The sequence below is a fragment of the Streptomyces avermitilis MA-4680 = NBRC 14893 genome (genome assembly GCF_000009765.2).
Classification (GTDB): Bacteria; Actinomycetota; Actinomycetes; order Streptomycetales; family Streptomycetaceae; genus Streptomyces; species Streptomyces avermitilis.
This window is the reverse complement of the sequence record NC_003155.5, coordinates 8,188,538-8,209,051: the sequence shown is the minus strand read 5'-3', so window position 1 is coordinate 8,209,051 and position 20,514 is coordinate 8,188,538. Positions and strand designations below refer to the sequence as shown.

Here is a 20,514-nt window from a genome sequence, read left to right as displayed (position 1 = left end):
CGGCGATCACACCCCCACCGGCACACGACCCGGCTCAGCGGTCGTACGTCCGTAAGCCGCGCCACCCAACTCGGCGATCACACCTCCGCGGGCACACGGCCCGGCTCGGCGGTGCCATTGGCTCGGGGGCCGACCCGAGGCGGGGCGTGCGTCGACGGGGCCGCCTGGCGGAGCCACGCGCTACCGGTCCCGCAAGGGACGGCTGGGCATACCGCGGCTGCCCCACCGGACGGGAGCCGCTTCCTGGTGGCCCGTGGCCGGTGGCCGATGCCCCGGTGGCCAGGGACAGGCGCCCCCACAGCCGGTGCCCCGGTCGCTCGCGGCCGGGGGCAGAGGCCCCCGCAGCCGGTGGCCGATGCCCCGGCGGCCAGGGACAGGTGCCCCCACAGCCCGTGCCCGATGCCCCGGTGGCCAAGGACGGGCGCCCTCGTAGCCGGCGCCCCGGTGACCGGTAGCCGGTAGCCGGCGCCCGGTGCCCCCGTCGGACGCGCGTCGTAGCCCAGCGGCCGCGCCCCCGCGGCGCGGGAGCGCGGGTCACGCGCCGAGGGGCTCGCCGTCCGTGATGCGTACGCCGCGTGCCCAGTCGGCGGCCCGCATCGGCTTCTTGCCCTGGGCCTGCACCCACAGCAGCTCGACGGCGTACGAACCGGTGCCGACGTACACGTTGTTCTTGCCGACGGACAGCGCGCCCGGGGCGAGATCGGTCCGCTCGGGCACCGGGACGACCTGGATGAGCTTGAGCCGCTCGCCGCGGAACACGGTCCAGGCACCGGGCGCGGGCGTGCACCCGCGCACCACCCGGTCGACCCGCAGCGCCGGCGTAGACCAGTCGACGTGCGCGTTCTCGACGGTGATCTTCGGCGCGAGAGTGATGCCGTCGGCGGGCTGCGGCACGGCCTTCAGCTTGCCCTCCTCGACACCGTCCATGGTCGCGACGAGCAGCCCGGAACCGGCGAAGGCGAGCCGTGTGAGCAGGTCGCCGCTGGTGTCGGTGGGCCGGATCTCCTCGGTGACGGTGCCGAAGACGGGCCCGGAGTCGAGTCCCTCCTCGATGAGGAAGGTGGACGCTCCGGTGATCTCGTCCCCGGCCATGATGGAGTGCTGCACGGGAGCGGCACCGCGCCAGGCGGGCAGCAGCGAGAAGTGCAGATTGACCCAGCCGTGCGCCGGAATGTCGAGGGCGACCCGCGGCAGCAGCGCGCCGTAGGCGACGACGGGACAGCAGTCCGGCGCGATCTCCCGCAGCCGCGCCAGGAACTCCTCGTCCCGCGGCTTGACCGGCTTGAGCACCTCGATCCCGGCCTCCTCCGCCCGCTGGGCAACGGGACTCGCGACCAGCCGCCGTCCCCGCCCGGCCGGGGCGTCGGGCCGCGTCACGACGGCGGCCACCTCATGCCGCCCGGAGGCGATCAGAGCGTCCAGGGCGGGAACGGCGACCTCGGGAGTACCTGCAAAGACGAGCTTCATGGGTGGATGTCGGCCTCTCGGGCGGGAGTTCTGTCAGCCCCGCGCGATCCGGCTGCGCAAAGCCGTGCGGGGCAGCGCACCAGTCTATGGGAGCAGGAGTTTGAGGGGGCGTATGGCTGTGGAACGGAGCCGTACGCCCCTCGACGCCGTCCCTGACAACTCCCCTGACGCCTCTTTGGAGATACCCCGGCGAGTCATCGGGGCCGGGGCGTACGGGCGTGCGCGCGCCCTGTGTACATGCTCATACGCCCCCGCACCGTGACCACAATCCCCGAAGCGCGTTGGTCAAGAGAGAGTTGACCACAACGGGCCGCAATCGCGGCCCGATCCTTTTCAACGCCGGTTCGAGAGGCTTGTTCATGGCCGACCACGCAACCCACGACGCCCAGGCTCGGGCCAGCCTGCACTTGCTGGTGCGGGACATCGAGCGGGTCCGCCGGCAGGTGGACGCACTGCGCACGCTCACCGCCCAGTTGGGCAACGTCTACCGCCCACGCCGCTCCGGCCCGTCCACGGGCTTCGTCGTCTACGGACGCGCTCCCGCTCCGACCGTCCGCCTCGCCCAGGAACTGCGCGACAGTGTCGAGACCCTGGTCACGGCCGCCGTGGACTTCGACCGCTCCCTGGGCTTCTCGTGGGACGCGGTGGGCTCCGCGCTCGGAGTCACCAAGCAGGCGGTGCACCGCCGTTACGGCGCGCGGCGCGCCGCCGCCCAGGCAGCCGCGGACGCCGAGCGCGCGACCGAGCCGACGGCCGCTCGTACGGTGAGCGTCAACACCGGCATCCCCACGGTGCCGACGGTCCCCGCGGCCCGCTCCATGCCGACCCAGCCGACGGCGGGCAGCCCCACGCTCCGCGACGAGGCCAGGCCGACGGCCTTCCCGGGCCCGCGCAACGGCTGACCAGCACACGCGGAACGCACGACGGCCGACACCCGACGGCCCCCTCCCCTTGTCTGCCTCCCGGTGTACGACCGGGAGGCAGCCGTATGCCGGGACCCGCCCGGGCACACGCTCGCACCACCGCACCGCCGCACGTACGTCCCCCCACGCCCGAGCCACCCGAGCCACGGCGAGCAACCCGAGTCACTCACGTCACCCGATGTCCGGCGGATCGATCCGAATCCGCACCGGGGCCTCGCTCCCGTTCCCCCCGCCCCCACGCGCCATCCGAGCCGCCTGCGCGGTCTTCAACGCGCCGGCCAGCGCGGCCCCGCTCCCCGGCGGCACCCGGACGAGCGCTCGCTCCCACCGCTCCCCCGGCGGCGGCCCGCCCACGCGCCGAGGCCGTCCGGCCTCCGTGACCGGCAACGGCACCGGCCCCAACACCTCGGCGTCCGAGGGTAGTTCGACCCCGCTCAGAAACCCCGCGACCGCCTCGGCCGTCCCCGACACGGCGGCCATCCGCGACACCGGTGGAAACCCCAGCTCGGCCCGCTCGGCGAGTTCGCGCACCGCGTGTCCGACGGGATCCCAGCGCACCAGCGCCTGCACAGGCCGCAACGTCGGCTCGGCGACCACGACCACGGTCCCGCCGGCCGCCTGCCCCCGGACGAGCGCGGCCGCCCCGATCCACCTCCGCAGCGCCTCCTCCCCGGCCCGCAGATCCGGCCGGCCGAGCATGGCCCACCCGTCGAGGAGCAGGGCAGCCGCGTACCCGCCCTCGGCGACCGGCTCGGCCCCCGGCGTACTCACCACGAGCGCGGGCGCCCCCGAGACGGTGTCGAGCACCTGCTCACGCCCGGAGGTGCGCACCGGCACGGCCGGGAACGCACGACCCAGCTCCTCGGCGGTCCGCCGCGCCCCCACGACCTGCGCCCGCAACCGGAACCCACCGCACTCCGGACAGTGCCAAGCCGCGTCCTCCCGTCCGCACCAACCGCACCGCAGCGCCCCGGCGTCGTGCGCCTCCAGCGGCCCCGCGCAGTGCCGGCACCGCGCGGGCGCCCGGCACTGCGCGCAGGCCATCCGGGGCACGTAACCCCGCCGGGGCACCTGCACCAGCACGGGTCCGTGGCGCAGCCCCTCCCGCACGGCCTGCCAGGCGAGGGTCGGCAGCCGCGCGGCCCGGGCCGCCTCGTCCCGCGCGAGATCCCCGTCCCCCACGGTGCGCACGAGAGGAGCAGCCGCCCGTACCTGTTCCCGCTCGGCCACGAGCGGTGCCGCCCACCCGCTCTCGACAAGCTGCGCGGCCTCCACCGTGCAGCTCCAGCTCCCCAGCAGAAACCCGCACTTGTCCCGGGTCGCCCGAAGCTCCAGCACCTCCCGCACATGGGGAAACGGCGCGTTGTCGTCGCTGTGGGAAGCATCCCCGTCGTCCCACACGACAACGAGCCCGAGATTCCGCACGGGCGCGAACATCGCGGCCCGCGTCCCGACCACCGCCTGCACGGCCCCCCGCCGCACGGCCAGCCACTCCCGGTAGCGCCGCTCCTGCCCCGCGTCGGCGGTCAGCAGTGCATGCCGCCCCTCACCCATCAGCGCGCGGAGCGCCGCGTCGACGCGCGCGGCGGGCCGTCCGGCCGGCACGACGACGAGCGCGCCGCGCCCCGAGGCGAGCGTGGCCTGCACGGCCCGGGCGATCTCCTCGGCCCAGTCGGGCCCCGGCAACGCGGTCCACACGGCCCGGGGCGAACCCCCGGCGGCGAGGGACTTCACAAACTCCGCCCCGCGCGCGTACCGCCGCCAGGAGCCGGGTTCGGGCGCGGGAGGAGCCGGCAGCGGCTCGGCCGTCTTGCCGGCCTCGGCCCGCCCGTGCCTGGGCGGAACGGCCAGCTGGAGCACATCGGCGAGGCTCCCGGCGTACCGGTCGGCGACGGCCCGGGCGAGCCCGAGCAGCTCAGGGCCGAGCACGGGCTCGGGGGACACGACCTGCGCGAGCGCGGCCAGCGGCCCGCCGTAGTCGGACTCGGCGACCCGCTCGACGAGGAAGCCGTCGATCAGTGAGCCGCCCTCCCGCCTGCCGTCCCGCACGGTGCGCCCGCCGGCTCCGAACCGCACACGGACGCGCACTCCCGGCTGAGCGACGGCAGCCAGTTCCTCGGGCACGGCATAGTCGAAGTACCGATCAAGATGAAGTACGCCCTTGTCGACCAGCACACGCGCGACGGGCAACTCCTTGGCCAGCGCGGCTCCCCGCCACGTCCGCGGCTTGGCCTTGGGCACCTTGGCCTTCCGCACGGCCTCACGGATCAACGCAAGCTGCTCCGGCGGCGCCTCTTCGCCACCGCCGCCCCCCTGCCCGTTCTCGCTGCTCACACCAGCATTCTTACCAAACCCCACTGACACCGACGCGCGCCCGAGATCAGTCCGGCTGCGGATCACGCACGCCCGAAGGGCGCTTCCGCCATGGACCGCTCGGCCATACCGGTCCAGGACCGGCAGCAGGATTCGAACCTGCGAGGGAGACACCCCAGAAGTACCCGCACCCGTCGCACCGGGCCGCGTCGTCGGCCTCCCGAGATCGATCCGGCCACGGCTCGTCCCAAGTTTCACAGCACGCCGAAGCACGCTCCACCGAAGTATCCGAGGCCTCCGCACCGGGAGATCACCAGCGTACGAAGACGCCACTTTGGTCCGCCAGCCATTTGCGTACCCGATCCGGGCCGCCGCGGCACCCGGCGCTCGACACGGCGGAGCCCGGCACCCCGAGGGAATGCCGGGCTCCGAAACAGAACGTCAGGCCGTTACAGCCCCACAGCCGTCCGCAGCGCGTCCACCCGGTCCGTCCGCTCCCACGTGAAGTCGGGGAGCTCGCGGCCGAAGTGGCCGTACGCCGCCGTCTGGGAGTAGATCGGGCGGAGCAGGTCGAGGTCGCGGATGATCGCGGCCGGGCGCAGGTCGAAGACCGTCGCGATGGCCTGCTCGATCTTGTCGGCCTCGACCTTGGCGGTGCCGAAGGTCTCGACGAACAGGCCCACCGGCTCGGCCTTGCCGATCGCGTACGCCACCTGGACCTCGCAGCGGGACGCCAGACCCGCGGCGACCACGTTCTTCGCGACCCAGCGCATCGCGTACGCGGCGGAGCGGTCGACCTTGGACGGGTCCTTGCCGGAGAAGGCACCGCCGCCGTGGCGGGCCATGCCGCCGTACGTGTCGATGATGATCTTGCGGCCGGTGAGACCGGCGTCACCCATCGGGCCGCCGATCTCGAAGCGGCCGGTGGGGTTGACCAGGAGGCGGTAGCCCTCGGTCTCCAGCTTGATGCCGTCGTCGAGGAGCGCCTTCAGCTCCGGCTCCACCACGAACTCGCGGATGTCGGGGGCGAGGAGCGAGTCCAGGTCGATGTCCGAGGCGTGCTGCGAGGAGACGACCACGGTGTCCAGACGGACCGCCTTGTCGCCGTCGTACTCGATGGTGACCTGGGTCTTTCCGTCGGGACGCAGGTACGGGATCGTGCCGTTCTTGCGGACCTCGGACAGGCGGTGCGACAGACGGTGCGCGAGGTGGATCGGCAGCGGCATCAGCGTCGGCGTCTCGTCCGTCGCGTAGCCGAACATCAGGCCCTGGTCGCCCGCGCCCTGCCGGTCCAGCTCGTCCTCGTCGCCCTCGACCCGGTTCTCGTACGCCGTGTCGACACCCTGCGCGATGTCCGGGGACTGCGAGCCGATCGACACCGACACGCCGCAGGAAGCTCCGTCGAAGCCCTTCTTCGACGAGTCGTAGCCGATCTCCAGGATCTTGTCGCGGACCAGCTGGGCGATCGGTGCGTACGCCTTGGTGGTGACCTCGCCGGCCACGTGCACCAGGCCGGTCGTGATCAACGTCTCCACGGCGACCCGGGATGTCGGGTCCTCACGCAGAAGCGCATCAAGAATGGTGTCGCTGATCTGGTCAGCGATCTTGTCGGGGTGGCCCTCGGTCACGGACTCCGAGGTGAACAGGCGACGGGACACAACGCTCCCTGGGGTTGCAGCGGCTGCTGGCTGATCATTGGCGGACGGGACGGAGGCTGCGCCCGGCGTCGTCCGAGAACAGTTTATCGGTCGCACTCGGCCATCCGCCCCCCTGTCTCGCCTCTCGGGAGCGCTGTGACCTGCGGCACGGGCATTCTGCCCAATGCCACGGGGTCTCCGCCAGCCTCACCACACCCGCTTTCGAGCGATTCGAGACGGCCCTTTGGGCGAATGGGACCGTCACCCGAGCCGGGGCACGACCAGATCCCACACGGTCTCGGCCAAGGCCTCCTTGGGCCCGTACGGCACCGGGATCTCGCTTCCGTCCGCGCCGAGCACCACGGCCTCGTTCTCCTCCGAGCCGAACGTCCTGCGCTCCCCCACCTCGTTCACCACGAGGAGGTCGCAGCCCTTGCGTGCCAGCTTCGTACGGCCGTTGGCCAGGACGTCGTCCGTCTCGGCGGCGAAGCCGACGACCACCTGACCGGGGCGCGGCCGGTCGGCCGAGATCTCCGCGAGAATGTCCGGATTACGGACCAGAACGATCGCTTCCGGCTCCTGGCCGTCCTTCTTCTTGATCTTTCCGGTCGCGTACGTCGCCGGACGGAAGTCCGCCACGGCCGCCGCCATCACCACGGCGTCGGCGTCCGAGGCCGCCTTCAGCACCGCCTCGCGCAGTTGCACGGCCGTCCCGACCTGGACGACGTCGACACCCGCCAGGTCGGGCAGCCCGGTGTTCGCGGCGACCAGGGTGACCCGGGCGCCGCGCGCGGCGGCGGTGCGGGCGAGGGCGTACCCCTGCTTGCCGGAGGAGCGGTTGCCGAGGAAGCGGACCGGGTCGAGCGGCTCGCGCGTACCGCCGGCGCTGACGACCACGTGCCGGCCGGCGAGGTCCGGCCGTGCGGCGCCGCGCGCGAGCACCCGGCGGCAGACCTCGAAGATCTCCGTGGGGTCGGGCAGGCGGCCCTTGCCGGTGTCGACGCCGGTCAGCCGGCCCACCGCGGGCTCGATGACGAGGGCGCCGCGGCGGCGCAGCGTCGCGACGTTCTCCTGGGTGGCCGGGTGTTCCCACATCTCGGTGTGCATGGCGGGTGCGAAGACGACCGGACAGCGTGCGGTCAGCAGCGTGTTCGTGAGCAGGTCGTCGGCGAGGCCGTGGGCCGCCTTGGCGAGCATGTCGGCGGTGGCGGGGGCGACGACGACCAGGTCGGCGTGCTGGCCGATGCGGACGTGCGGCACCTCGTGGACGTCGTCCCAGACCTCGGTGGAGACCGGGTTGCCGGAGAGCGCGGACCAGGTGGCGGCGCCGACGAAGTGCAGCGCCGAGCCGGTGGGCACGACGCGGACGTCGTGTCCCGACTCCGTCAGCCTCCGCAGCAGCTCACAGGCCTTGTAGGCGGCGATGCCGCCACTGACTCCCAGCACGACCTTCGGCTTGTCCACCGGGTCTCCCCACACTCGTGAAATCTACGGCTCCATGCTGCAACATCGCGAGGGGCGACCCACCGCGCCCCCGGCACACCACAGGCCCGACAGTCGGCTGCCGGGCCTGAGATGAGCGAACAATGAGCGAACGAACGCCTACTGCGCCGGGCCCTCGACGGGCTCGGAGGTCAGCAGACCGGCGTTGATCTCGCGCAGGGCGATCGAGAGCGGCTTCTCGTGGACGTGGGTGTCGACGAGGGGACCGACGTACTCGAGGAGGCCCTCACCGAGCTGCGAGTAGTACGCGTTGATCTGACGGGCCCGCTTGGCCGCGTAGATCACGAGGCTGTACTTCGAGTCAGTGGCCTCGAGGAGCTCGTCGATCGGGGGGTTGATGATGCCCTCGGGCGCGGTGATGGAAGAGGACACGCTCTACCTTCCGAAAGATGGGATGAGATCGAAAAAACGATCACACAACGTCCACCAAGGCTAGCAGCTCGCGCGCTACGTCCTCGACGGAGGTGTTGACAAGGGTCACATCGAACTCGGGCTCCGCCGCCAGTTCGACCTTGGCCGCGTCCAGGCGGCGCTCGATCACCTCGGGCGGCTCGGTGCCCCGTCCGGTGAGCCTGCGTACCAGCTCCTCCCAGGAGGGAGGGGCCAGGAACACCAGCAGGGCCTCGGGCATGGACTCGCGGACCTGCCGGGCGCCCTGGAGGTCGATCTCCAGGAGGACCGGCTCACCCCGCTCCAGCCGCTCCAGCACGGCCTGGCGCGGCGTCCCGTAGCGGTTGCCGGCGAACTCGGCCCACTCGAGCAGCTCGCCGTTGGCGATCAGCTTGTCCATCTCGTCGTCGGAGACGAAGAAGTAGTGGACTCCGTGCTTCTCACCGGGGCGCGGCTTGCGGGTCGTCGCCGACACCGAGAGCCAGACCTCGGGGTGTTCCTTGCGCATATGGGCGACGACCGTGCTCTTGCCGACCCCGGAGGGGCCGGAGAGCACGGTCAGCCGCGGACGTGCGTCCGGGGGTACGGGGGACGTCCCCCGGGGTGTTACTGCCATGCAGCGATTATTCCAGCAATCCCGGAGTGCCCAGGACTCAGCCGGCGGTGCTGCCGAACTCACGCTCCAGGGAGGCGATCTGGTTCGAACCGAGGCCGCGTACGCGACGGCTCTCGGAGATCCCGAGTCGCTCCATGATCTGCTTGGCGCGGACCTTGCCCACGCCCGGCAGGGACTCGAGGAGAGCGGAGACCTTCATCTTGCCGATGACGTCGTTCTCCTGACCCTGCTTGATGACCTCGTGAAGGGAGGCGCCGGAGTGCTTGAGTCGATTTTTGACCTCGGCCCGCTCCCGGCGAGCCGCGGCGGCCTTTTCGAGCGCGGCTGCGCGCTGTTCAGGGGTAAGGGGCGGAAGAGCCACGCCTACGTCACCTCGGATGTCGAACTGTCGGATACGGACCGGTGAGGAACCTAATCGCCCCTCACCTGGTGAGCTACGAGCAACACGCTTGCCCCTTCGCTCTCGACGGAGACTAGCGGGCAAGTCCGCCGGAGTCAGCGAGAACAGCGGAAAAGTCCTGGTCAGCCTCCGTCGAGCCAGACATTTCCGACATACTGCCCCGGATTTGAGGATGTATTCGGACTCGGGCCGCTCCCGAGGCACTCGTCGGAGGACTCAGACGGCGGCCACGGCGGCCCTGATCTCCTCCGCGAAACGGTCCGCGGCCGTCCGCAGGGCGCGGACATCGGGACCGTGACGCAGAACACCCCGGCTGACGTTCGGCACGACATTGCGCACCGCCGCCCCGAAGACCCCGGGGAGATCGGCCGGTGCGGCCCCCTGGGCGCCGATGCCGGGCGCGAGGAGCGGTCCGTTGATGTCCAGGTCGTACGAGGACAGGTCGCCCAGCGTGGCGCCGACGACCGCCCCGAAGGACCCCAGGGGCTCCTCCCCCGCGTTCTCGGCCGCCAGGTGCGCCAGCATGGTCGCCGCGACGTCACGGCCGTCCGTACGCACCGCGTGCTGCACCTCGCCGCCCTCCGGGTTGGAGGTCAGCGCCAGCACGAACAGTCCGGCCCCGCTCTCGCGCGCCAGCTCCACGGCCGGCCGCAGCGATCCGTAGCCCAGATACGGCGACACGGTCAGCGCGTCCGAGAACAGCGGGGAGTCCTTCCGGAGGAAGGCTTCCGCGTACGCGGCCATCGTCGAGCCGATGTCGCCGCGCTTGGCGTCCATCACGACCAGGGCACCGGCCGCCCGCGCCTCCGCGACCGTCTTCTCCAGGACGGCGACACCCCGGGACCCGAAGCGCTCGAAGAACGCGCTCTGCGGCTTGAAGACCGCGACGTGCTCGCCCAGCGCCTCGACGACGGTGCGGCTGAACCGCTCCAGGCCCGCCACGTCGTCGCTCAGGCCCCAGTCGGCCAGCAGGGAGGCGTGCGGGTCGATACCGACGCACAGGGGGCCTCGGTCGTCCATGGCCCGGCTCAGGCGCGCGCCGAAGGGTTCCAGACTCATGCGGACTTCCTCACGTCGGCGCCGACCGCGTCGGCAAGGGTGGCGTACGGGCTCGTCCGCAGACGTGCGGCGAGCCCCTTGTGGATGGCGCGGCCCCAGAAGGGGCCCTCGTAAATGAAGGCGCTGTAGCCCTGGACCAGCGTGGCGCCGGCCAGGATGCGCTGCCAGGCGTCCTCGGCGTTCTCGATGCCGCCCACGCCCACCAGGGTGATCCGGTCGCCCACGCGCGCGTAGAGGCGGCTCAGGACCTCCAGGGAGCGTGCCTTCAGCGGCGCGCCGGACAGGCCGCCGGTCTCCTTGACGAGGGTGGGTTCGGACTTCAGGCCGAGCCCCTCGCGCGCGATGGTGGTGTTCGTGGCGATGATCCCGTCCAGGCCCAGCTCCACGGCGAGGTCGGCGACCGCGTCGATGTCGTCGTCGGCGAGGTCCGGCGCGATCTTCACCAGCAGCGGGACGCGGCGCTCCGTCACGGTGCGGTCGGCGGCCTCGCGGACGGCGCTCAGCAGGGGGCGCAGCGCCTCGGTGGCCTGGAGGTTGCGCAGACCGGGGGTGTTCGGCGAGGAGACGTTCACGACCAGGTAGTCGGCGTGCCGGGCGAGCCGCTCGGTCGACTTCACGTAGTCGTCGGCGGCCTCCTCCTCCGGTACGACCTTGGTCTTGCCGATGTTGACGCCCACGACCGTCCTGAAGACCGCCTCACGAGCGGCCAGGCGGGCCGCCACGGCCGCCGAGCCCTCGTTGTTGAAGCCCATGCGGTTGATCAGCGCCCGGTCCGGCACAAGGCGGAACAGCCGCTTTTTGGGGTTGCCCGGCTGCGGCTCCCCCGTGACCGTGCCGATCTCCACGTGGTCGAAGCCGAGCATCGACATCCCGTCGACGGCGACGGCGTTCTTGTCGAAGCCGGCCGCGAGCCCGAACGGGCCGTGCATGCGCAGCCCGAACGCCTCGGTACGCAGCTCCTTGAAGCGGGGTGCGAGCGCGGCGGCGACGAACGTGCGCAGCACGGGGATACGGGCGGCGAGGCGGATCCACCGGAAGGCCAGGTAGTGCGCCTGCTCCGGGTCCATCCGCTTGAACACCAGCCGGAAGAAAAGCTTGTACATGTCTCAGTGTCCTCTTGAAGCCTGTTGAGCCTCACGAAGAGGGGGACACCGTTTCCGATGTCCCCCTCAGGGCTGCTAGTCGCGGGCCGCGGTCAGATGCTCGGCGTGTTCCTGGAGCGAGCGCACGCCCACGTCTCCGTGGGTGAGCGCGTCGATGCCCTGGACGGCGGCGGCGAGCGCCTGGACCGTCGTCAGGCAGGGAACGGACCGGGCCACCGCCGCCGTACGGATCTCGTAGCCGTCGAGGCGGCCTCCGGTGCCGTAGGGCGTGTTGACGATGAGGTCGACCTGGCCGTCGTGGATGAGCTGGACGATGGTCTTCTCGCCGCCCGGGCCCTCGCCCTCGCTCTGCTTGCGGACGACGGTGGCGTTGATGCCGTTGCGCTTGAGCACCTCGGCCGTGCCGGACGTGGCGAGCAGCTCGAAGCCGTGGGCCACCAGCTCGCGCGCCGGGAAGATCATCGAGCGCTTGTCGCGGTTGGCGACGGAGATGAAGGCGCGGCCCTTGGTGGGCAGCGGTCCGTACGCGCCCGCCTGCGACTTGGCGTACGCCGTGCCGAAGACGGAGTCGATGCCCATGACCTCGCCGGTGGAGCGCATCTCCGGGCCGAGGACCGTGTCGACGCCGCGTCCGTGGATGTCGCGGAACCGCGACCACGGCATGACCGCCTCCTTCACGGAGATCGGCGCGTCGAGCGGGAGCGTGCCCCCGTCGCCGTTCGCGGGCAGCAGCCTCTCGGCCCGCAGTTCGGCGATGGTCGCGCCGAGCGAGATCCGGGCGGCGGCCTTGGCGAGCGGCACCGCGGTCGCCTTCGAGGTGAAGGGGACGGTGCGGGAGGCGCGCGGGTTGGCTTCGAGGACGTACAGGATGTCCCCGGCCATGGCGAACTGGATGTTGATCAGTCCGCGGACGCCGACGCCCTTGGCGATGGCCTCGGTCGAGGCGCGCAGGCGCTTGATGTCGAAGCCGCCGAGCGTGATCGGCGGCAGGGCGCACGCCGAGTCGCCGGAGTGGATGCCGGCCTCCTCGATGTGCTCCATGACGCCGCCGAGGTACAGCTCCTCGCCGTCGTAGAGGGCGTCGACGTCGATCTCGATCGCGTCGTCGAGGAAACGGTCGACCAGGACCGGCCGGGAGGGGCTGATCTCGGTGGACTCGGCGATGTACGACTCCAGGCGCGTCTCGTCGTACACGATCTCCATGCCGCGGCCGCCGAGGACGTACGACGGCCGGACGAGGACCGGGTAGCCGATCTCGTCGGCGATGGCCTTGGCGCCCGCGAAGGTGGTCGCGGTGCCGTGCTTCGGGGCGGGCAGGCCCGCTTCCGCGAGGACCTGGCCGAAGGCGCCGCGGTCCTCGGCGGCGTGGATCGCCTCCGGGGGCGTGCCCACGACCGGTACGCCGTTGTCCTTGAGCGCCTGCGACAGACCCAGCGGCGTCTGTCCGCCGAGCTGCACGATCACGCCCGCGACCGGGCCCGCCAGCGTCTCCGCGTGGACGATCTCCAGCACGTCCTCGAGCGTCAGCGGCTCGAAGTACAGGCGGTCGGAGGTGTCGTAGTCCGTGGAGACGGTCTCCGGGTTGCAGTTGACCATCACGGTCTCGTAGCCCGCCTCGCTCAGCGCGAAGGAGGCGTGGACGCAGGAGTAGTCGAACTCGATGCCCTGGCCGATGCGGTTGGGACCGGAGCCCAGGATGATGACCGCGGGCTTCTCGCGGGGCGCGACCTCGCTCTCCTCGTCGTAGGAGGAGTAGAAGTACGGCGTCTTCGCCGCGAACTCGGCGGCGCAGGTGTCGACCGTCTTGTACACCGGGCGCACGCCCAGCGCGTGCCGCACCTCGCGCACGACGTCCTCGCGCAGCCCGCGGATCTCGGCGATCTGGACGTCGGAGAAGCCGTGCCGCTTGGCCTCGGCGAGCAGCTCCGGGTCCAGCTTGTCGGCGGCGGCCAGCTCGTCCGCGAGTTCCTTGATCAGGAAGAGCTGGTCGACGAACCAGGGGTCGATCTTCGTCGCCTCGAAGACCTCCTCGGGCGTCGCGCCCGCGCGGATGGCCTGCATGACCGAGTTGATGCGCCCGTCGGTGGGACGGACGGCCTCCTCCAGGAGGAGGGCCTTGTCGCCCGGCTCGCCGACGAACGTGAACTGCGAGCCCTTCTTCTCCAGGGACCGCAGCGCCTTCTGCAGCGCCTCGGTGAAGTTCCGGCCGATCGCCATGGCCTCGCCGACCGACTTCATGGTGGTGGTGAGGGTCGAGTCGGCGCTCGGGAACTTCTCGAAGGCGAAGCGCGGGGCCTTCACGACCACGTAGTCGAGCGTCGGCTCGAAGGAGGCCGGGGTCTTCTCGGTGATGTCGTTGGGGATCTCGTCGAGCGTGTAGCCGACGGCGAGCTTCGCGGCGATCTTCGCGATCGGGAAGCCGGTCGCCTTGGAGGCGAGCGCGGACGACCGGGACACGCGCGGGTTCATCTCGATGACGATGATCCGGCCGTCGTCGGGGTTCACCGCGAACTGGATGTTGCAGCCGCCGGTGTCGACACCGACCTCACGGATGATCGCGATACCGATGTCGCGCAGGCGCTGGTACTCGCGGTCGGTCAGCGTCATCGAGGGCGCGACGGTGATCGAGTCACCGGTGTGCACGCCCATCGGGTCGAAGTTCTCGATGGAGCAGACGACCACGACGTTGTCGTTCTTGTCGCGCATCAGCTCCAGCTCGTACTCCTTCCAGCCGAGGATGGACTCCTCCAGGAGCACCTCGGTGGTCGGGGAGAGCGTCAGGCCCTGACCCGCGATGCGGCGCAGCTCCTCCTCGTCGTGCGCGAAGCCGGAGCCGGCGCCGCCCATGGTGAAGGAGGGACGGACGACGACGGGGTAACCGCCGAGGGTCTCGACGCCCTCGAGCACGTCGTCCATGGAGTGGCAGATGACCGAGCGGGCGGATTCGCCGTGCCCGATCTTCGCGCGGACGGCCTCGACGACGCCCTTGAACAGGTCGCGGTCCTCGCCCTTGTTGATCGCCTCGACGTTGGCGCCGATCAGCTCGACACCGTACTTCTCCAGCACACCCTGCTCGTGCATGGAGATGGCGGTGTTCAGGGCCGTCTGACCACCGAGGGTGGGCAGCAGCGCGTCCGGCCGCTCCTTGGCGATGATCTTCTCGACGAACTCCGGGGTGATCGGCTCGACGTAGGTGGCGTCGGCGATCTCCGGGTCGGTCATGATCGTCGCCGGGTTGGAGTTGACCAGGATGACCCTGAGGCCCTCGGCGCGCAGGATGCGGCACGCCTGGGTGCCGGAGTAGTCGAACTCGGCGGCCTGGCCGATGACGATCGGGCCGGAGCCGATGACCAGGACGGACTGGATATCGGTGCGCTTAGGCACGCTGGCCCTCCATCAGGGATACGAAGCGGTCGAACAGGTAGGCGGCGTCGTGCGGGCCCGCTGCCGCTTCGGGGTGGTACTGGACGCTGAAGGCCGGCTGGTCGAGCAGCTGGAGGCCCTCCACCACGTTGTCATTGAGGCAGACGTGGGAGACCTCGGCGCGGCCGTAGGGGGTGTCGGACACCTGGTCGAGCGGGGCGTCGACGGCGAAGCCGTGGTTGTGCGCGGTGACCTCGACCTTGCCGGTCGTACGGTCCTGCACCGGCTGGTTGATCCCGCGGTGGCCGTACTTCAGCTTGTAGGTGCCGAAGCCGAGCGCGCGGCCCAGGATCTGGTTGCCGAAGCAGATGCCGAAGAGGGGGGTCTTACGGGCGAGCACTTCCCGCATGACGGCCACCGGGCCGTCTGCGGTCGCCGGGTCGCCGGGGCCGTTGGAGAAGAACACGCCGTCGGGGTTCACGGCGTACACGTCCTCGGCCGTGGCCGTCGCGGGCAGGACGTGCACCTCGATGCCGCGCTCGGCCATGCGGTGCGGGGTCATGCCCTTGATGCCCAGGTCGACGGCGGCGACGGTGAAGCGCTTCGCGCCGATCGCGGGGACGACGTACGTCTCCTTGGTGGCGACCTCGGCGGCGAGGTTCGCGCCCTTCATCTCGGGCGCCTGGCGCACCTCGGCGAGCATCGTGCCCTCGTCCGGCAGCGCGCTGCCGGAGAAGATGCCGACGCGCATGGCGCCGCTCTCGCGCAGGTGGCGGGTGAGCGCACGGGTGTCGATGCCGCTGATGCCGACGACACCCTGGTGGCGCAGCTCCTCGTCCAGCGAGCGCCGGGAGCGCCAGTTGGAGGGCACGCGCGCGGGGTCGCGTACGACGTAGCCGGAGACCCAGATCCGCTTCGACTCGGGGTCCTCGTCGTTGACGCCGGTGTTGCCGACGTGCGGGGCGGTCATCACGACGACCTGGCGGTGGTACGACGGGTCGGTGAGGGTCTCCTGGTAGCCGGTCATCCCGGTGGAGAACACGGCCTCGCCGAAGGTCACCCCCACGGCCCCGTAGGCGCGGCCGCGGAACGTCCGGCCGTCCTCCAGGACGAGTACGGCGGGAACCTTGGCAGCTCCCCTGGTGGAGGTCGTCATCGTGCGCCTTCCGTGTTGTTGATCATGTTGTTCAGGGTGTAGGCCCACTCGTTGTGCTCGGCCGAGACGTCGGAGCGGAAGCCGGAGTCGATCAGCTTGTCGCCGTGTGCCCAGGTGACGACGAGCAGACCGCCCTCGGTGAGGACCTTGCCCGCGATGCCCTTGTCGAGCCGGGCCTCACGCAGCTGTGCGGCCGGGACGAAGAAGTCGGCCGCACCGGGGCGTACGACGTCCAGTCCCGCGTCCGTCAGCGTGAGCTCGACCCGGCTACGGGTGCCCAGGCCGTGCGCGACGATGCGGTCCAGCCACTGCCCGGCGGTGGTGGAGCCGTGGTAGCGGCCGCTCATCGTCAGTTTCACCCGGTCCGGCTCGTCCGGCATTCCAGCCGGCGGCGGCTTGCCGCCTCCGTTGAGGGTGGTGGTGGGAGACGGGCGGGCGGGCAGCTCGGGCAGGTCGCTCTGAAGGGTGCCGCGCCACTTCCAGCCCTCGCGCATCAGCCAGTAGACGAGCGCGATGAACAGGGCGAGGCCCACGAGCCAGCCGATGCGGGCGGACCAGTCGGTCACCTCCGCCGACTTCTGTCCGGCGGCAAGGTACGTCTGATGCAGTGATGTCACGCGAGCTTCCCGTCGACGAGCGTGGCCTTGCCCCGCAGCCAGGTGTGCGTGACACGGCCCGGCAGCTCACGGCCCTCGTACGGGGTGTTGCGGCTGCGCGAGGCGAAGCCCGCGGGGTCCACCGCCCCACGGTATGCCGTGTCGACGAGCGTGAGGTTGGCGGGCTCACCTGCCGAGACGGGGCGGCCGTGGCCGGTGGCGCGGCCGATCCGCGCGGGCTTCACGGACATGCGGTCGGCGACGCCGGCCCAGTCGAGCAGCCCGGTCTCGACCATGGTCTGCTGCACGACGGACAGCGCGGTCTCCAGGCCCACCATGCCCATGGCGGCGGCGGCCCACTCGCAGTCCTTGTCCTCGTGCGGGTGCGGGGCATGGTCGGTGGCGACGATGTCGATCGTGCCGTCGGCGAGCGCCTCGCGCAGGGCCATGACGTCGCGCTCGGTGCGCAGCGGCGGGTTGACCTTGTAGACCGGGTTGTACGACCGCACCAGCTCGTCGGTGAGGAGCAGGTGGTGCGGGGTGACCTCGGCGGTGACGTCGATGCCGCGGGACTTGGCCCAGCGCACGATCTCGACCGAGCCGGCGGTCGACAGGTGGCAGATGTGGACGCGGGAGCCGACGTGCTCGGCGAGCAGGACGTCCCGGGCGATGATCGATTCCTCGGCCACCGCGGGCCAGCCGCCGAGTCCAAGCTCTGCGGAGACGACGCCCTCGTTCATCTGGGCGCCCTCGGTCAGCCGGGGCTCCTGCGCGTGCTGGGCGACGACTCCGCCGAAGGCCTTCACGTACTCCAGCGCGCGGCGCATGATCACGGCGTCGTCGACGCACTTGCCGTCGTCCGAGAAGACGGTGACGCCGGCCGCGGACTCGTGCATGGCGCCGAGCTCGGCGAGCTTCTTGCCCTCGAGGCCGACGGTGACGGCGCCGATGGGCTGCACGTCGCAGTAGCCGTGCTCCTGGCCGAGCCGGTAGACCTGCTCGACGACACCGGCGGTGTCGGCGACCGGGAAGGTGTTGGCCATGGCGAACACGGCCGTGTAGCCGCCGCTCGCGGCGGCCCGCGTACCGGTCAGCACGGTCTCGGAGTCCTCGCGGCCGGGCTCGCGCAGATGGGTGTGCAGGTCGACGAGCCCCGGCAGGAGCACCTTGCCGGCGGCGTCGACGACCTCGGCGCCTTCCGCGCTGAGCCCCGTGCCCACCTCGGCGATCGTGTCGCCGTCGATCAGGACGTCCTGCGGCTCGCCGCCGAGTACCTTCGCACCACGGATCAGGATCTTGCTCATCTGTCTTACTTCTCCTCGATACGGGTGTGGCTGACGGCGGGTTCGTTGCCGCCAAGGAGCAGATACAGAACGGCCATCCGGATCGAGACGCCGTTGGTGACCTGTTCGATCGCGGTGCAGCGGTCGGAGTCGGCGACCTCGGCGGTGATCTCCATGCCGCGGACCATGGGACCGGGGTGCATCACGATGGCGTGCTCGGGCATCTTCGCCATGCGGTCGCCGTTGAGGCCGTAGCGCCGGGAGTACTCGCGCTCGGTCGGGAAGAACGCGGCGTTCATCCGCTCGCGCTGGACGCGGAGCATCATCACCGCGTCGGACTTGGGCAGCGTGCTGTCGAGGTCGTACGCGACCTCGCAGGGCCAGGACTCGATGCCGACCGGCAGCAGGGTGGGCGGGGCGACCAGGGTGACCTCGGCGCCGAGGGTGTGCAGCAGGTCCACGTTCGAGCGGGCGACGCGGCTGTGCAGGATGTCACCGACGAGCGTGATGCGCTTGCCGGCCAGGTCCCGGCCGAGCCCGGCGTCCCGGCCGACGAGCCGGCGGCGCATGGTGAAGGCGTCGAGCAGGGCCTGCGTGGGGTGCTGATGGGTGCCGTCGCCGGCGTTGATGACGACCGCGTCGATCCAGCCGGAGGTGGCGAGCCGGTACGGGGCTCCGGAAGCGCCGTGCCGGATGACGACGGCGTCGACGCCCATCGCCTCCAGGGTCTGGGCGGTGTCCTTGAGCGACTCGCCCTTGGAGACGCTGGATCCCTTGGCGGTGAAGTTGATGACGTCCGCGGAGAGGCGCTTCTCGGCGGCCTCGAAGGAGATCCGGGTGCGGGTGGAGTCCTCGAAGAAGAGGTTGACGACGGTGCGGCCGCGCAGGGTCGGCAGTTTCTTGATCGGCCGGTCCGCCACCCGGGCCATCTCCTCGGCGGTGTCGAGGAGATGGACGGCGTCGTCGCGGGTGAGGTCGGCGGCCGAGATGAGATGACGCTGCATCTGTCAGGCTCCGTAAGGCAGTTCAGTTCGGGAGGATTCGGGCATGCGTGCGCGCAGGGGCGCACTCAGGGGCGTACGGCCGAGTGCTACTGCTGCGCGCCCGAGGAGGTCCGCTTCGCACCGAGCAGCACGGTGTCGCGACCGTCCTCCTCGGCGAGCAGGACCTTGACCGTCTCCCGCAACGACGTGGGGAGGTTCTTGCCGACGTAGTCGGCGCGGATGGGCAGTTCGCGGTGACCGCGGTCGACGAGGACCGCGAGCTGTACGGCGCGCGGGCGGCCGATGTCGTTCAGCGCGTCGAGGGCGGCGCGGATGGTGCGGCCGGAGAAGAGGACGTCGTCGACGAGGACGACCAGGCGGCCGTCGATGCCGTCACCGGGGATGTCCGTGCGGGCCAGCGCACGCGGCGGATGCATGCGCAGGTCGTCGCGGTACATGGTGATGTCGAGCGAGCCGACCGGCACTTTGCGGTCGGTGATCTCCTCGAGCTTGGCGGCGAGCCGCTGGGCGAGGAAGACGCCTCGGGTCGGAATGCCGAGGAGCACCACGTCGTCGGCGCCCTTGGCGCGCTCGACGATCTCGTGGGCGATGCGGGTCAGTACCCGCGCGATGTCGGAGCCTTCGAGAACGGGCCGCGCATCGGACTCGTACTGCTGGGTGTCCATATGAAACGGACCTCCTTCTCCGCCTCACGGGACGGATCATTAAAGGACGTCGGAATTGCGCCACCAACGCTACCAGCCCCCGCAAGGGGCCTGATCACCCCCCTGGCGCCGCGGGTCACTCCAATGGCGTCACTGCACGTCGTCTACCACGGAGGGGTCGGTCCGGACCATTCGGCTTGACGGGGAAGAGTAACGCTGCGTAACCTCACAGTGAGTTACCAGCCACGCGGCGGAGCCGCACATGTTCCAGCGTCCGGGGAGCTATATGTCCAGCGAATACGCCAAACAGCTCGGGGCCAAGCTCCGGGCGATCCGCACCCAGCAGGGCCTTTCCCTCCACGGTGTCGAGGAGAAGTCCCAGGGACGCTGGAAGGCGGTCGTGGTCGGTTCGTACGAGCGCGGCGACCGCGCCGTCACCGTACAGCGTCTTGCCGAGCTGGCGGATTTCTACGGGGTTCCGGTGCAGGAGCTGCTGCCGGGCACCACACCGGGCGGGGCCGCCGAGCCGCCGCCGAAGCTGGTCCTGGACTTGGAGCGCCTGGCCCACGTCCCGGCCGAGAAGGCGGGCCCCCTCCAGCGGTACGCCGCGACGATCCAGTCCCAGCGCGGCGACTACAACGGCAAGGTGCTGTCGATCCGCCAGGACGACCTGCGCACACTCGCCGTCATTTACGACCAGTCGCCCTCGGTCCTCACCGAGCAGCTGATCAGCTGGGGCGTCCTGGACGCGGACGCGCGCCGCGCCGTCTCCCACGAAGAGGGCTGACGGGCAGGACGCTGCAGAAACGTGCCGCCGGGGTGGCCGGAACCGAGAGGTTTCCGGCCACCCCGGCGGTTTTTCGTACGGCTGCGGGGCGTACGGCGCGCTCTCCGAGCCGCGGGCACCTGTGGCCTGCCGAGGGGCCACTCTCGCCGCCGGGGGCCCGTAGCGGTCGAGGGGTCACTCTCATGCCGCCGGGGACCCGATGCGGCCGAGGGGGCCTACTCCCGCCCCCGGAGACTGAAGCGGCCGAAGGGATCCCCCGGCCCCCGGGAC

General features: G+C 71.1%; 17 protein-coding genes. 2 read left to right on the top strand and 15 right to left on the bottom strand.

Annotation, left to right across the window (positions count from 1 at the left end):
* Window positions 1–534: 534 nt before the first annotated feature.
* The gene (gene fmt / locus SAVERM_RS35345; RefSeq protein WP_010988275.1) at window positions 535–1,467 is read right to left on the bottom strand and encodes a methionyl-tRNA formyltransferase; all 933 of its coding nucleotides are present in this window, start codon (window positions 1,465–1,467) and stop codon (window positions 535–537) included.
* A 359-nt stretch (window positions 1,468–1,826) separates the two neighbouring features.
* On the opposite strand from fmt, the gene SAVERM_RS35340 reads away from it, so the two are divergent.
* Window positions 1,827–2,369 (top strand): hypothetical protein, encoded by a 543-nt coding sequence (locus tag SAVERM_RS35340; protein WP_010988274.1) that lies wholly within the window; start codon window positions 1,827–1,829, stop codon window positions 2,367–2,369.
* Between the two features lie 192 nt (window positions 2,370–2,561).
* Here the strand turns inward: SAVERM_RS35340 and SAVERM_RS35335 are convergent, their stop codons facing one another.
* The 14 genes from SAVERM_RS35335 to pyrR all read right to left on the bottom strand — a co-directional run bounded on the left by SAVERM_RS35335 (window position 2,562) and on the right by pyrR (window position 19,478).
* A complete protein-coding gene (locus SAVERM_RS35335; RefSeq protein ID WP_010988273.1) occupies window positions 2,562–4,724 on the bottom strand; it encodes a primosomal protein N' in 2,163 nt (720 codons plus the stop codon).
* A 428-nt stretch (window positions 4,725–5,152) separates the two neighbouring features.
* Complete coding sequence (gene metK / locus SAVERM_RS35330; RefSeq protein WP_010988272.1) at window positions 5,153–6,361, bottom strand: methionine adenosyltransferase; 1,209 nt, start codon at window positions 6,359–6,361, stop codon at window positions 5,153–5,155.
* A 240-nt stretch (window positions 6,362–6,601) separates the two neighbouring features.
* Window positions 6,602–7,804, bottom strand: a complete 1,203-nt coding sequence (gene coaBC / locus SAVERM_RS35325) for a bifunctional phosphopantothenoylcysteine decarboxylase/phosphopantothenate--cysteine ligase CoaBC (RefSeq protein WP_037646585.1) — start codon at window positions 7,802–7,804, stop codon at window positions 6,602–6,604.
* A 138-nt stretch (window positions 7,805–7,942) separates the two neighbouring features.
* Window positions 7,943–8,215 carry a DNA-directed RNA polymerase subunit omega gene (gene rpoZ / locus SAVERM_RS35320; RefSeq protein ID WP_010988270.1) on the bottom strand — a complete coding sequence of 91 codons (273 nt, stop codon included), beginning with the start codon at window positions 8,213–8,215 and terminating at the stop codon, window positions 7,943–7,945.
* A 40-nt stretch (window positions 8,216–8,255) separates the two neighbouring features.
* Complete coding sequence (gene gmk / locus SAVERM_RS35315) at window positions 8,256–8,849, bottom strand: guanylate kinase (protein WP_010988269.1); 594 nt, start codon at window positions 8,847–8,849, stop codon at window positions 8,256–8,258.
* A 37-nt stretch (window positions 8,850–8,886) separates the two neighbouring features.
* Window positions 8,887–9,210, bottom strand: coding sequence for an integration host factor (locus SAVERM_RS35310; protein ID WP_010988268.1), 324 nt, complete (start codon window positions 9,208–9,210; stop codon window positions 8,887–8,889).
* 255 nt (window positions 9,211–9,465) lie between these two features.
* Window positions 9,466–10,308: an orotidine-5'-phosphate decarboxylase gene (gene pyrF / locus SAVERM_RS35305; protein WP_010988267.1), complete on the bottom strand. Its 843-nt coding sequence runs from the start codon at window positions 10,306–10,308 to the stop codon at window positions 9,466–9,468.
* Window positions 10,305–11,411: a quinone-dependent dihydroorotate dehydrogenase gene (locus SAVERM_RS35300; RefSeq protein ID WP_010988266.1), complete on the bottom strand. Its 1,107-nt coding sequence runs from the start codon at window positions 11,409–11,411 to the stop codon at window positions 10,305–10,307. The genes pyrF and SAVERM_RS35300 overlap by 4 nt, the downstream gene beginning before the upstream one ends.
* Window positions 11,412–11,486: 75 nt before the next feature.
* Window positions 11,487–14,795, bottom strand: coding sequence for a carbamoyl-phosphate synthase large subunit (gene carB, locus SAVERM_RS35295; protein WP_010988265.1), 3,309 nt, complete (start codon window positions 14,793–14,795; stop codon window positions 11,487–11,489).
* The gene (gene carA / locus SAVERM_RS35290) at window positions 14,788–15,930 is read right to left on the bottom strand and encodes a glutamine-hydrolyzing carbamoyl-phosphate synthase small subunit (protein ID WP_010988264.1); all 1,143 of its coding nucleotides are present in this window, start codon (window positions 15,928–15,930) and stop codon (window positions 14,788–14,790) included. Before carA ends, carB begins: the two co-directional genes overlap by 8 nt.
* On the bottom strand, window positions 15,927–16,547 hold the full coding sequence (locus SAVERM_RS35285) for a PH-like domain-containing protein (protein ID WP_010988263.1): 621 nt from the start codon (window positions 16,545–16,547) through the stop codon (window positions 15,927–15,929). Before SAVERM_RS35285 ends, carA begins: the two co-directional genes overlap by 4 nt.
* On the bottom strand, window positions 16,544–17,830 hold the full coding sequence (locus SAVERM_RS35280; RefSeq protein ID WP_010988262.1) for a dihydroorotase: 1,287 nt from the start codon (window positions 17,828–17,830) through the stop codon (window positions 16,544–16,546). The genes SAVERM_RS35285 and SAVERM_RS35280 overlap by 4 nt, the downstream gene beginning before the upstream one ends.
* A 5-nt stretch (window positions 17,831–17,835) precedes the next feature.
* Window positions 17,836–18,813 carry an aspartate carbamoyltransferase catalytic subunit gene (locus SAVERM_RS35275; RefSeq protein WP_010988261.1) on the bottom strand — a complete coding sequence of 326 codons (978 nt, stop codon included), beginning with the start codon at window positions 18,811–18,813 and terminating at the stop codon, window positions 17,836–17,838.
* Between the two features lie 86 nt (window positions 18,814–18,899).
* Window positions 18,900–19,478 (bottom strand): bifunctional pyr operon transcriptional regulator/uracil phosphoribosyltransferase PyrR, encoded by a 579-nt coding sequence (gene pyrR, locus SAVERM_RS35270; RefSeq protein ID WP_010988260.1) that lies wholly within the window; start codon window positions 19,476–19,478, stop codon window positions 18,900–18,902.
* Between the two features lie 265 nt (window positions 19,479–19,743).
* Between pyrR and bldD the strand changes: the two genes are divergently transcribed.
* Window positions 19,744–20,244, top strand: coding sequence for a transcriptional regulator BldD (gene bldD, locus SAVERM_RS35265; protein WP_006379429.1), 501 nt, complete (start codon window positions 19,744–19,746; stop codon window positions 20,242–20,244).
* Window positions 20,245–20,514: the final 270 nt, after the last annotated feature.